The sequence below is a fragment of the Rugamonas rubra genome, assembly GCF_900114705.1.
GTDB lineage: Bacteria > Pseudomonadota > Gammaproteobacteria > Burkholderiales > Burkholderiaceae_D > Rugamonas > Rugamonas rubra.
The window spans coordinates 93,817-106,286 of record NZ_FOTW01000012.1; the positions used below are offsets into that span (position 1 = coordinate 93,817).

10 protein-coding genes and 1 other RNA gene are annotated in these 12,470 nt (G+C 68.1%); 8 read left to right on the top strand and 3 right to left on the bottom strand.

The window, feature by feature from the left end; translation table 11 throughout:
* Window positions 1–9: 9 nt before the first annotated feature.
* The 3 genes from BM252_RS13725 to BM252_RS13735 are packed head-to-tail and all read left to right on the top strand — an operon-like array spanning window position 10 to window position 1,804.
* Entirely contained in the window at window positions 10–570 is a 561-nt protein-coding gene (locus BM252_RS13725; RefSeq protein ID WP_093388233.1) for a DUF3833 domain-containing protein, read from the top strand.
* Entirely contained in the window at window positions 567–1,334 is a 768-nt protein-coding gene (locus tag BM252_RS13730) for an SDR family NAD(P)-dependent oxidoreductase (protein WP_093388234.1), read from the top strand. Before BM252_RS13725 ends, BM252_RS13730 begins: the two co-directional genes overlap by 4 nt.
* The gene (locus BM252_RS13735) at window positions 1,331–1,804 is read left to right on the top strand and encodes a nuclear transport factor 2 family protein (RefSeq protein ID WP_093388235.1); all 474 of its coding nucleotides are present in this window, start codon (window positions 1,331–1,333) and stop codon (window positions 1,802–1,804) included. The genes BM252_RS13730 and BM252_RS13735 overlap by 4 nt, the downstream gene beginning before the upstream one ends.
* Window positions 1,805–1,819: 15 nt before the next feature.
* On the opposite strand, the gene BM252_RS13740 is transcribed toward BM252_RS13735, so the two are convergent.
* Together BM252_RS13740 and BM252_RS13745 are read right to left on the bottom strand one after the other, a co-directional pair.
* On the bottom strand, window positions 1,820–2,734 hold the full coding sequence (locus tag BM252_RS13740) for an AEC family transporter (protein ID WP_093388236.1): 915 nt from the start codon (window positions 2,732–2,734) through the stop codon (window positions 1,820–1,822).
* A gap of 6 nt (window positions 2,735–2,740) precedes the next feature.
* Window positions 2,741–3,730, bottom strand: coding sequence for a TauD/TfdA family dioxygenase (locus BM252_RS13745; protein WP_093388237.1), 990 nt, complete (start codon window positions 3,728–3,730; stop codon window positions 2,741–2,743).
* A 516-nt stretch (window positions 3,731–4,246) separates the two neighbouring features.
* Here BM252_RS13745 and BM252_RS13750 point away from each other — a divergent pair.
* The 3 genes from BM252_RS13750 (at window position 4,247) to BM252_RS13760 (ending at window position 8,494) form a co-directional block, all read left to right on the top strand.
* A complete protein-coding gene (locus BM252_RS13750; protein ID WP_093388238.1) occupies window positions 4,247–5,905 on the top strand; it encodes a methyl-accepting chemotaxis protein in 1,659 nt (552 codons plus the stop codon).
* A gap of 810 nt (window positions 5,906–6,715) precedes the next feature.
* A complete protein-coding gene (locus tag BM252_RS13755; protein WP_093388239.1) occupies window positions 6,716–7,750 on the top strand; it encodes a porin in 1,035 nt (344 codons plus the stop codon).
* Between the two features lie 144 nt (window positions 7,751–7,894).
* Window positions 7,895–8,494: a hypothetical protein gene (locus BM252_RS13760; RefSeq protein WP_245774243.1), complete on the top strand. Its 600-nt coding sequence runs from the start codon at window positions 7,895–7,897 to the stop codon at window positions 8,492–8,494.
* A gap of 153 nt (window positions 8,495–8,647) precedes the next feature.
* On the opposite strand, the gene BM252_RS13765 is transcribed toward BM252_RS13760, so the two are convergent.
* A complete protein-coding gene (locus BM252_RS13765) occupies window positions 8,648–10,351 on the bottom strand; it encodes a thiamine pyrophosphate-binding protein (RefSeq protein WP_093388240.1) in 1,704 nt (567 codons plus the stop codon).
* 188 nt (window positions 10,352–10,539) lie between these two features.
* On the opposite strand from BM252_RS13765, the gene rnpB reads away from it, so the two are divergent.
* Both rnpB and glpK read left to right on the top strand, forming a co-directional pair.
* Window positions 10,540–10,884, top strand: an RNA gene (rnpB, locus tag BM252_RS13770) — RNase P RNA component class A.
* A gap of 73 nt (window positions 10,885–10,957) precedes the next feature.
* Window positions 10,958–12,463 carry a glycerol kinase GlpK gene (glpK, locus tag BM252_RS13775; protein WP_093388241.1) on the top strand — a complete coding sequence of 502 codons (1,506 nt, stop codon included), beginning with the start codon at window positions 10,958–10,960 and terminating at the stop codon, window positions 12,461–12,463.
* Window positions 12,464–12,470: the final 7 nt, after the last annotated feature.

Below are 12,470 nucleotides of genomic sequence, written 5' to 3' on the forward strand. Positions count from 1 at the left end.
GAGTCCACCATGAGATTGCTCAACACCGCCACCGCCAGCGCGCTGCTGGCCGGCGCCGCCTGCGCCCTGCTGCTGGGCGGCTGCTCGGCGCCGGTGCCGCCCGGCCACTACGCCGCACAGTTGCCGGCGCTCGACATCGAGCGCTACTTCAACGGCACGCTCGACGTCCACGGCATGTACCAGGACCGCGCCGGCACGGTGCAAAAGCGCTTCACGGTGCTGATGCGCTGCCGCTGGGAGAACGGCGTCGGCACCCTCGACGAGCAGTTCCGCTACGCCGACGGCAGCAGCCAGCAGCGCGTCTGGACGCTGCGCAGGACCGGCCCCGGCGAGTATGTCGGCACGGCGCCCGACGTGGTCGGCCAGGCCGCCGTGACGGTGGCCGGCAACGCCATGCGGCTGCGCTACGTGCTGGCGCTGCCGGTCGACGGCACCGTCTACCACGTCGACTTCGACGACTGGATGTATTTGATCGACGACCAGGTGATGCTCAACCGCGCCGGCATGAGCAAGTTCGGCTTCGGCCTGGGCAGCCTGACGGTGGCCTTCCGCCGCCGCGGCGCGCCATGAACCCGCCGCTCGACGACTGGCGCGGCCGCCACGTCTGGATCATCGGCGCCTCCAGCGGCATCGGCGCGGCCACCGCGCGCCTGCTGCTCGAGCGCGGCGCCCACGTCGCCCTGTCGGCGCGGCGCCGCGACGCGCTCGAGCAGGTGGCCGCCGGCGCGCCGTTGGCGCTGCTCGCCCCGCTCGACGTCACCGACCACGCCAGCGTGCGTGGCGCGCGCGAGTTGCTGCTCACCGCCTGGCCGCGCCTCGACCTGGTGCTGCTGGTGGCCGGCGGCTACAACGAGATGCGCGCCGACAGCTTCGACCTGGCCGCCGCCAACGCCCTGATCGACCTGAACCTGCGCGGCGTCTACAACTGCCTCGACCTGGTGTTGCCCCTGCTGCTGCGCCAGGGCGGCGGCGGGCTCGGCATCGTCGCCTCGGTGGCCGGCTACGGCGGCCTGCCCAAGGCGCTGGTCTACGGCCCGACCAAGGCGGCCTTGATCAACCTGAGCGAGTCGCTCTACTTCGACCTGCGGCCGAAGGGTATCGCGGTGTACCAGATCAACCCCGGCTTCGTCGACACGCCGCTGACCGCCGCCAACGACTTCGCCATGCCGGCGCTGATGCAGCCCGACGCGGCGGCCCGCGCGCTGCTGCGCGGCATCGAGCGCGGCCAGTTCCACATCCACTTCCCGCGCCGCTTCAGCAACAGCCTGCGGCTGGCGCGCCTGCTGCCCTACCGGCTGTATTTTTGGCTGTTGAGAAAGGTGACCCGACTATGAGCACAAACCTGCCGACGCCGCGGCACGACGACCCGGCCGCACGCCACGCCGCCGCGCTCGAGCGCCTGGCGCTGTTCTACGAGACGCTGACGCCGCAGACGGTGTTCGAGGTGCGTACCTTGTACGCCGCCGGCGCCGTCTTCAAGGACCCGTTCAACGAGACGCGCGGCCACGCCGCCATCATCGCCATCTTCGAGCACATGTACGTGCAGTTGGAGACGCCGCGCTTCATCGTGGTCAGCCGGATGGTGCAGGGCGAGCAGGCCTTCCTGACCTGGGAGATGCGCTTCCGCTTCAAGCGCTGGCCGCAGCGCGAGCACACCGTGCGCGGCGCCAGCCATCTGCGCTTCGACGCCGAGTCGCGCGTCAGCCTGCACCGCGACTACTGGGACGCCGCCGAGGAGCTGTACGAGAAGATCCCGCTGCTGGGTGGCCTGATGCGCCTGCTCAAGCGCGCCGCCCGACGCTGAACCGGGGGCGCCGGCTCAGGCCAGCCAGGCCAGGAAGTTGCGGCTGAACGGCACGGTGAAGGCGGCCAGCAGCGTCTGCAGCGTGATCATCGAGGCCATCAGGCGGGCGTCGCCGCCCAGCTGGCGCGCCATGATGTAGGCGTTGGGCGCGGTCGGCAGCGCGCAGTAGAAGCAGGCCGCCAGCGCCACCGGGGTGGCGACGGCGAACAGCAGGCAGACCTTGGCCGCCACCAGCGGCAGCGCCAGCAGCTTGAGGGCGGCGGTCCAGCCCAGCACCTGCGGGCGCAGGCCCTGCAGCGAGAACACCAGGCCGCCGCCGACGCACAGCAGGCCCAGGCACAGGGCGGCGCGGCCGAGGATGTCGAGGGTGTTGGCCAGCGGCGCCGGCAGTGTCAGCCCGGCCAGGCTGAACAGCACGCCGCCCAGCGTCGACAGGATGATCGGGTTGCCGGCCAGCGTGCGGCCGACCTTGGCATAGTCGGTCTTGCTGCCGCTCCACCACGACAGCGCGATGATGGAGACGATGTTGACCACCGGCAGGCACAGCGCCAGCGCCAGCATCACCAGCGCGGCCGCCTCCGGCTCGAAGAACAGGGTCGAGACGGCGATGCCGAAATAGGTGTTGGGCCGCATCGCGCCCTGCACCACGGACGAGCGCGCCGCGTCGGGCAGGGTGCGCGCCGCCAGCAGGGCCAGCAGGGTCAGCGCCACCACCACGGCGGTCGGCAGCAGCGTCGCCAGCGCCAGCTCGCCGACCTGGCCGGAGCGGAAGCTGAGCTTGGCCGCGCCGCCGAACAGCAGCGCCGGGAAGGCGATGTTGTAGGAGAACTTCTCGACCGAGGGGAAGAAGTCCTGGGGCAGCCAGCGGAAGTGGCGGATCGCCACGCCCAGCAGGATGACGAGGAAGACGGGAACGATGGAGGCGAGCATGCTCAGTCAGCCGAAATGCCCGACGGGCCGATGCGGCGCGCGTTGGGCGTGTTGGAAATACGGATGCGGATCAGGTGGCGCGCGGGGTCGCTGTACCTGGCGCGGCCGTGCAGGGCGCGGTGGTTGTCGGTCCACAACAGGGTGTCGTCGGGCAGGCGGCGGCAAAAGCGGCGCGCGCGTCTCGACCACCTCGTTGACCAGCGCCAGCGCCGCGCGCAGCGCCGGCCCGTCCAGGTCGGGCCGCGCCGCCAGCCCCTTGAGCAGGGCGTCGTAGCGCCAGCGCATCGCCAGGGCGCCGCGCAGCTGCGCCGGCCGTTCGAACACCGAGGCCAGATGATACTCGACACCTTGCTCCCGCGCGGCATAGACCGAGGGCACGCGGAACGGCAGCGGCGTCTCTTCGAGCAGCGCGCAGGCGGCGCGGCCGGCGGCGCTGCGGCGCAGCTCGCGCTCGATGTCGTCGACGTCGAGCAGCAGCGACTCGCCGCCCTGGCAGCGCGCCGCCGCCACCACGTACAGCAGGAACTGCTCCTCGGGCATCGGGTAGAACGAGGAGTCGGTGTGCATGTCGGCGCCGCCGACCCGCTCCGAGAAGGTGACGAACTCGGCTTGCGCCTGGCCGGCCGGGCGGGCCCGCACGTCCCAGGCGACGCGGCCGGTGCGCTGGTCGGTCGAGGTGGGGAAGCCGCCGCTGAGGGCGATGGCGTACAGCACGGCGTTGCGCTCGCGCTCGTCGAGTTGGCCCAGGCCCAGGCCGGTGATGGCCAGCGCCCGCGCCGGGCGGGCGGCGATCGCCTCGGCCAGCCGGGCCAGGCCGGGCACGCCGAGCAGCTCGGCCTGCAGCGCCTGCTCGTCCGGGTGCGGGTAGAAGCCGTTGCCGTTGAAGTCGCTGAAATGGTTGCCGACGATGGCGACGATGTGGGCGAGGTCGCGGCCCCAGTCGGCGCTGCGGCGGGCGACGCTGACGGCGGCGGATTGTTCGGTGATGGCAAGCATGGACGGCCTCCGTTGGAAAATTGCCACATGGCAATGACTTGCGGAATATGAGCCACGGCGGCGCCGTTGGCAAGCCGTCATGCTGCACTGCAACATCGCCATTTCTTGTCGTTTACTATTCATAAATGAATATTTTGTCTATATAAAGTACGTATACGTACTTGTTTTTTGCGCAAAACTGGGTCAAATACATAGTTTTGCCATATGCGCTTATAACTATTCAATCGTTACGGAAACTACGTATTTTTTGTGGATAGATTGCTAAAACATGCAATTCGCGGCGGCGTGGCGGGGCCGTCGGGCACCCGCCCGCAGCCCGCATGGCGCCGCGATTGCGCTATGGGGCGGCGGTCCGGACGGCGGCGCGGCGGTGGCGCGCGGCGGCTGCGGCGGCGCGCGCGGGCGGCGGGCGGCGCATGTTGCTGCGATGCGGTAGAATATTTCCATGTGGAAATTACAGCGCTTGTGGTGACTGTGACAACACGGTTCGCAGACGTCCCAACTCAAGGAAAAAACATGAAATCACTCGTTAAGCTCAAGCTCGCCACCAAGCTCGGCCTGGCCTTCGCCGCCGTGCTGGCGCTGACCCTGGCCGTCGGCGTGTTCGCCATCGTCAAACTGGCCCAGGTCAACGCCAGCGCCGCCGCGCTGTCGCAGCGCTGGATGCCCAGCATGCGCGTGGTGCAGGACATGAAGTCGCAGGTGGCGCGGGTGCGCACCCGCGAGTTCCAGTACATCATCTCGAGCGACCCGGCCGAGATGGACAAGTACGACAAGGTCATCGCCGCCGACCTGGTCGACCTGGGCAAGATGCAGGCCGACTACGTCAAGCTGATCGCCTCGCCCGAGGAGCAGGCGCTGTACGACGGCTTCCTGGCGCAGTGGCAGCGCTACATGGCCGAGGACGGCAAGATCCGCGCCGCCGTGCGCGCCGGCGACGACGCCGCCGCCAAGGCCTTGATCCGCGGCGAGTCGAACAAATTGATCGTCGCCCTGCGCGGCCAGATCGACAAGCTGGTCAAGCTGTACGGCGACGGCGGCAGCGCCGCCGCCGCCGAGGGCGCCAGCCTGTACGCCTCGGCGCGCCAATGGATCGTCGGCCTGCTGGCCGGCAGCGCCGCGCTCGGCGCGCTGGGCGCCGGCCTGATCACCCGCTGGCTGGTGCGCCGCCTCGGCGGCGAGCCGGACTACGCGGTGGAGATCGCCGGCCGCATCGCCGCCGGCGATCTCGGCGTCGAGGTGCGCACCCGTCCCGGCGACCGCGACAGCCTGCTGTTCGCCATGCGCAGCATGCGCGACAGCCTGGCCGACATCGTCGGCCAGGTGCGCGCCGCCACCGACACCATCGCCACCGGCTCCGACCAGATCGCCTCGGGCAACCTCGACCTGTCGGCCCGCACCGAGCAGCAGGCCAGCTCGCTCGAGCAGACCGCCGCCTCGATGGAGGAGCTGACCTCGACCGTCAAACAGAACTCCGACGGCGCCCGCCAGGCCAACCAGATGGCGCTGAGCGCCTCGGCCGTGGCCCAGCAGGGCGGCATGGTGGTGTCGCAGGTGGTCGACACGATGGGCGCGATCAACGCCTCGGCGCGCAAGATCGGCGACATCATCGGCGTCATCGACGGCATCGCCTTCCAGACGAACATCCTGGCGCTCAACGCGGCGGTGGAGGCGGCCCGCGCCGGCGAGCAGGGCCGCGGCTTCGCCGTCGTCGCCACCGAGGTGCGCAGCCTGGCGCACCGCTCGGCGGCGGCGGCCAAGGAGATCAAGACCCTGATCGGCGACTCGGTCGAGCAGGTCGAGGCCGGCAGCCGGCTGGTCGAGCAGGCCGGCGCCACCATGCAGCAGGTGGTGGTCAGCGTGCGCCGCGTCACCGACATCATGGGCGAGATCACCGCCGCCGGCCAGGAGCAGAGCGCCGGCATCGAGCAGGTCAACCGCGCCATCGCCGAGATGGACGCCGTCACCCAGCAGAACGCCGCGCTGGTCGAGGAGGCCACGGCGGCCTCGCAGAGCATGCAGGAGCAGGCCGGCGCGCTGGCCGAGCTGGTCAGCGTGTTCCAGCTGGCCGGCGGCGGCCGTGGCGGCGCCGCCCTGAGCCTGGTGGCCGGCGCGCCGGCCAAGGCCTCCGGCGGCGCCTTGGTGCTGCGCCGGGCGGCCGGCAAACGGGCCTGAGGCGGACAAAAAAGAACACGAATGGACAGAAGCGCGGACGGAAACGCCGTTATTTCCGCGCGTTCGTGCTTGTCAATGGGTAATTTGTGGTTTGTGCGCAACAAGTAGCAAATTCTTACAAATTTTGTGCTGCGACGCAGCACGGCCGGAACGGGGCCATCTTAATTCACTAATAAACCAGTCGCACTATGAACAATGTTAAGTTTTTGCCGCTTTTTGCGGCGTAAGCTGCCAAACAATGTGCGGGTGGCATGAGCACAATAGCAACTTCCGCGTGCAAAGCGCGATACGCTTCGGTATAAAATAGCGGCGAAGATAGCAAGATGTCTATTTTCACTCTGTCCTGCACCGGTGCTGTTTGTTTGCAATCACACCAAAGCGACCCCAAAAAGGCCGCCGGAATTGGACCACTTGTGCGGATTTATGAAGGCTAGTTGATGGGCTCGTTGGTGGCGTCGGCAGGAAATATTGCGATGCGGTAAAATATTACTCTTTGTCATTTGCGAAATGTCAAAACGTGCCGGAAAACGCCTCGCGGCGTTCTTTACGGCCCAGCTTGACTTGATCGAATGTCCAACGGTGAGTATAGTGCCGCACTCCGGTGCCTCAGGCACCGCGATGAAGCCGGCATCGATTAAATCGGCCGCAACTTAAAGTGAACGCGTCCGGCAACCAGGACAGCACAGTGGCAGCTGGGGAGTTGCCCTCACGCATAAACGGCGCCCTCCGTCTCGGCGTCGATAAGCACCGAATTTAGCCGTAACACTAGCTTTACCTTTTTACCAGCAACACAACTGAAGGAAACACGTAATGAAAAAATCTATCATCTCCATCGCCATCCTGGGCGCCATGAGCAATGTTGCTTTCGCACAATCGAACGTCACGATCTACGGCATCGTTGATGCCGGTATCGTTTCCGAGCGCGGCGGCAAAGCCGGCTCCGTCACCAAAGTGACGAGCGGTGTAGGTTCGGCTTCGCGTCTGGGTTTCAAGGGCACCGAAGATCTGGGCGGCGGTCTGAATGCAGTGTTCGTTCTGGAATCGGGCATCAAAGCTGACACCGGCGAATCCGACGTTGCTGGTTCGATCGCCAACCGTCAATCCTACGTTGGTCTGAAATCGGCAACCGCCGGTTCGCTGACCCTGGGTCGTCAGTACACCCCTTACTACAACACCCTGTCGCAAGTTGCTGACCCGTTCGCAGCTGGCCTGGCTGGTTCGGCTAAAAACCTGTTCCCAGTCGCTGGCAACAACACCCGCACCAGCAACGCTGTTGTGTACGCAACCCCGTCGCTGAACGGTTTCAGCGGCGAAGCTTCCTACGCTCTGGGCGAACAGTCGGGCGACAACTCGGCATCGCGTCAAATGGGTCTGTCGGTTGGCTACGCTAACGGTCCTCTGACCGCCCGCGCCGCTTACAACAGCCGCAACAACGACACCACCGTGCCAGCCGTCAACACCGGCATGGGCCACAACACCCTGCTGGCCGTGAACTACGATTTCAAAGTCGCCAAGGCATTCTTCGCCTACGGCCGCGACAAGGGCCAGTTCGGTTCGCCGAAACAAATCGATTCGAACGAAATCCTGGTTGGCGCAACCGCGCCAGTCGGCGCCGCTGGCACCCTGATGGCTTCGTTCATCCGCAAAAACGACAAACTGGTGTCGAACCAAGATGCTGACCAGTGGGCAGTCGGCTACTCGCACGCTCTGTCGAAGCGCACCAGCACCTACGTTGCTTACGCTAAGATCAAGAACAAAAACGGCGCGACCTACACTGTTGGTAACAACAGCGAAGTCGGTACCGGCGACAAAGCCTTCAACGTCGGCGTAAAACACTCCTTCTAATTTCCGCCTAGTTCGGATTTAGATGGCAAGAGGGCCGCGTTCGCGCGGCCCTCTTCTGTTTACAGGTGGGGCCGGCGTCGTCGGCCCCATTTTCTTTTGGCAACACGCTAGAATGGCTGACTTTTCGCCCATGGACACCTCCCGATGACCGCATCCCGCCCCACCGGCCGCGCCGCGCTGGCCTTCCTGATCCTGCTCGCCTCCTGCGCCGCGATCGCCGCGCCGAAGGCGGCTCGGCGGCCGGCCGCCGCCTTGCCGCGCCACGGCGTGGTGGTGTTCTCCGACCTGTGCGTCAGCGCCGACAGCGGCGAGTTCGGCGGCCAGCGCATCACCTTGCAGCGCTACGCCGAGGTCGACACGGTGGTCTACGAGTACACCGCCGGCGGCCTGAGCTGGCCGCTGGTGGCCGGCGAGGTCACCGTCGACCCGCGCGGCCGCCAGTTCTACTTCACCGTCCAGCTGCCCGAGGGCGAGGAGCGCACCGTCAACGGCCGCCTCAGCGCCGACGGCCGCGCCTTGGTGCTCGACGGCGGCTACTGCGCCGACCAGTCGGTGCCGATGCGCCTGGCGCGGGTGGCGGACTTCGGCCGCAAGGCCGGCCCCTGCCACCGCTGCCCGCCCGGCAAGGCGGGCAAGGGCGAGGGGCAGGGCGAGGGGCAGGGCGAGGGCGGCGGCGAGCCGGCCGCCGCGCCGGCGCCGGCCCATCCGCTCGACGCCGGCTCGCTGCCGACGCCGCAGGGGTGATGGAATAGGGGATGTTCAGAGGGGGGGCGTAACGCCGGCATAACCCCGCGGGCGAAGGGGTCTGACCCTGTACAGGGTCAGACCCCGGCTTCTGCGTCCTTTGGGGGGGGGGCGGCGCCGCCGGCGCCTCGACAGGAGGATGTTGCGGCTGGCCTACCTGGCCGCGCGCGCCTTCTCGGCGTTGCCGCGGATGGTCTCGAGCGTCGCGCCCGGGGTGATCAGGTTGCCGTCGTAGCGCAGCTCGATCAGCGCCGGCAGCTGCTTGCCGTTGGCGTGCGCCAGCGCGCGTTCGAGCGCCGGGCCGAACTCGGCGGTGGTGTTGACCACCTCGCCGTGCGCGCCGTAGGCGACGGCCAGCGCGGCGAAGTCCGGGTTGTGCAGCTCGGTGCCGGAGACGCGGCCCGGGTAGTGCAGCTCCTGGTGCATGCGGATGGTGCCGAACATGCCGTTGTTGAAGACGATGATGACCACGCCCGCCCTGTATTGCACCGCCGTGGCCAGCTCCTGGCCGTTCATCATGTACTCGCCGTCGCCGGCGAAGGTGATCACGGTGCGCCCGGGCGCGATGATCTTGGCGGCCACCCCGGCCGGCACGCCGTAGCCCATGGCGCCGCTGGTCGGCGCCAGCTGGGTGCGCATGCCGCCGTAGCGGTAGAAGCGGTGCGCCCAGGTGGCGTAGTTGCCGGCGCCGTTGGTGACGATGGTGTCGGCCGGCACGGCGGCGCGGATCTGCTGCACCACCTGCCACAGGTCGAGCGGCGCCTTGCCGTCCTGGAAGATCGGCGGACACTGCTGGTAGGCCAGCAGCTCGGCCTTGGCCTCGGCCACGCTGCCGCGCCAGGCCGACGAGTCGACCGGCGCCATCGCCGCCAGCATCGCCGCGACCTGCGGCATGCCGCTGTTGATCATCAGCTCGGCCTGGTAGACGCTGCCCAGCTCCTCGGCGTCGGCGTGGACGTGCACCAGGCGCTGCTTGGGCAGCGGCGCGCTGATCAGGGCGTAGCCGCCGGTGGTCATCTCGCCCAGGCGCGGGCCGATGGCCAGCACCACGTCGGCCTCGCGCACGCGCGCCGCCAGCTTGGGGTTGATGCCGATGCCGACGTCGCCGACGTAGTTGGGGTGGGCGTTGTCGAGCAGGTCCTGGAAGCGGAAGGCGCAGGCCACCGGCAGCGCGTTGGCCTCGGCGAAGGCCTGCAGGTCGGCGCAGGCCTGCGGGTTCCAGCCGCCGCCGCCGAGCAGCAGCAGCGGCCGCTTGGCGTCGGCCAGCATGGCGCGCACCTGGTCGATCTGGGCGGCGGCCGGCGAGGCCTGCACCGGCGTGTAGCGGCCGGTGTCGGCCACCTCGGCCAGCGCGGTAAGCATGTCCTCCGGCAGCGCCAGCACCACCGGACCGGGCCGGCCGCTGCTGGCGATCTGGAAGGCGCGCGCCAGGTATTCGGGAATGCGCTCGGCGCGGTCGATCTGCGCCACCCACTTGGCCATCTGGCCGAACATGCGGCGGTAGTCGATCTCCTGGAAGGCCTCGCGGTCGACGAAGTCGTTGCCGACCTGGCCGATGAACAAGATCATCGGCGTCGAATCCTGCTGCGCGGTGTGCACGCCGATCGAGGCGTTGGTGGCGCCCGGGCCACGGGTGACGAAGCAGATGCCCGGCTTGCCGGTCATTTTGCCGTAGGCCTCGGCCATGAAGGCGGCGCCGCCCTCCTGCCGGTTGATGATGAAGCGGATGCTTGAGTCGTGCAGGGCGTCGAGCACGTCCAGGTAGCTTTCGCCGGGGACGCCGAAAGCGGTGTCGACGCCGTGGATTTTCAGTGCGTCGACCAGGATCTGGCCGCCGGTGCGGGATGGTTGCGTCATGGTCTAACCTTCAGGGATCGGAGGCGCGCGGGATCGTCGCCAGCATGCGCCATTCTATGTGGCGGCGCTGGCGCCGGCTTTTCAAATGGCGACACCAAATTACAGATTTGACAGCGCCGGCGCCGCCTTCCATGCGGTGGGCGCGGTTTTTGCGTCGGCCATGGCCGCGGTGCGGTACAATACGCCTCGAAGCAAGCCAGACAGCCGCTGGCTGGCGCGTAATGCGTCGGCGGGAGGAAGGTCCGGACTCCATAGAGCGGGGTGACGGTTAACGGCCGTCCGCTGAAAGCCGCAAGCGCAAGCCCAAGGTATAAGGCGAGGAATAGGGCCACAGAGACGAGCGTATTAAGTTACGGTGAAACGCGGTAACCTCCACCTGGTGCAATTCCAAATAGGCACGCGATGATGCTGCTCGCGGAGCGTGCGGGTAGGAAGCTTGAGCGCCGGAGTAATCCGGCGCCTAGAGGAATGGCTGTCATAGCGCGGGCTTGCCCGTGCCGTAACAAAATCCGGCCTATCGGCTTGCTTCAACTAATTTCTTGATTTTTCGCGGCCGCCGCCGGGAGCGCAGCACATCTTCATGTGGCGTCGCCTGGGGATTCGCCGATGAAAAAGTATATTCTCGCCCTCGACCAGGGCACCACCAGCTCGCGCGCCATTCTGTTCGACCATGCCGGCCAGATCTGCGGCAGCGCGGCGCAGGAATTCCCCCAACACTATCCGCAGCCCGGCTGGGTCGAACACGACCCCAACGAGATCTGGAACAGCCAGCTCAGCGTGGCCCGCAAGGTGCTGCGCGACAACCATATCGACAGCCAGCAGGTGCTGGCCATCGGCATCGCCAACCAGCGCGAGACCACCGTGGTGTGGGACCGCAAGACCGGCGAGCCGATCGCCCCGGCCATCGTCTGGCAGGACCGCCGTGGCGCCGAACTGTGCGAACAACTGCGCGGCGCCGGCAAGGCCAAGCTGATCGCCGACTGCACCGGGCTGGAACTGGACGCCTACTTCTCCGCCGCCAAGCTGGCCTGGCTGCTCGACCATGTGCCCGGCGCGCGCGAGCGGGCCCGCCACGGCGCGCTGGCCTTCGGCACCGTCGACAGCTGGCTGGTCTTCAAGCTGTGCGGCAGCCACGTCACCGACGTCAGCAACGCCGCCCGCACCATGCTGTTCAACATCCACCTGATGCGCTGGGACCAGGACCTGCTCGAGCTGTTCGACATCCCCGCGGCCATGCTGCCGCAGGTGGTCTCGTCGAGCGAGGAGGTGGGCCACACGCGCGAGGCGCTGTTCGGCGGCGCCATCGCGGTGGCCGGCATCGCCGGCGACCAGCAGGCCGCCACCTTCGGCCAGGCCTGCCACCGGCCCGGCATGGTGAAGAACACCTACGGCACCGGCTGCTTCATGCTGATGCATGCCGGCCGCCACGCCCCGGTGTCGCACAACCGCCTGCTCAGCACGGTCGGCTGGCGCCTCGACGGCAAGACCGACTACCTGCTCGAGGGCAGCGTCTTCATGGGCGGCGCCACCGTGCAGTGGTTGCGCGACGGCCTCGGCCTGATCAAGCAGTCGAGCGAGGTCGAGGCGCTGGCCGCCAGCGTGCCCGACAACGGCGGCGTGTTCCTGGTGCCGGCCTTCGCCGGCCTGGGCGCGCCGCACTGGGACCCGCACGCGCGCGGCACCCTGGTCGGCCTGAGCCGGGGCAGCAACCGCGCCCACATCGCCCGCGCCGCGCTCGAGGCGATCGCCTTCCAGAGCGCCGAGCTGATGATCGCCATGCAGAAGGACGCCAACACGCCGCTGCACGCCGTCGAGCTGAGCGAGGTGCGCGCCGACGGCGGCGCCGCCGGCAACGACCTGCTGCTGCAGTTCCAGGCCGACGTGCTCGGCGTGCCGGTGCTGCGCCCCAAGGTCACCGAGACGACGGCGCTGGGCGCCGCCTACCTGGCCGGCCTGGCGGTCGGCTTCTGGGACTCGGTCGAGGAGATCGCCGCGCAGTGGCAGTGCGAGCGCCGCTTCGAGCCGCACATGGCGGCCGAGCGCCGCGCCGAGCTGATGGCGCAATGGGCGCGCGCCGTGGCGCGCTCGCGCGACTGGGCGCAGCCGGCTTGAGCCGGGG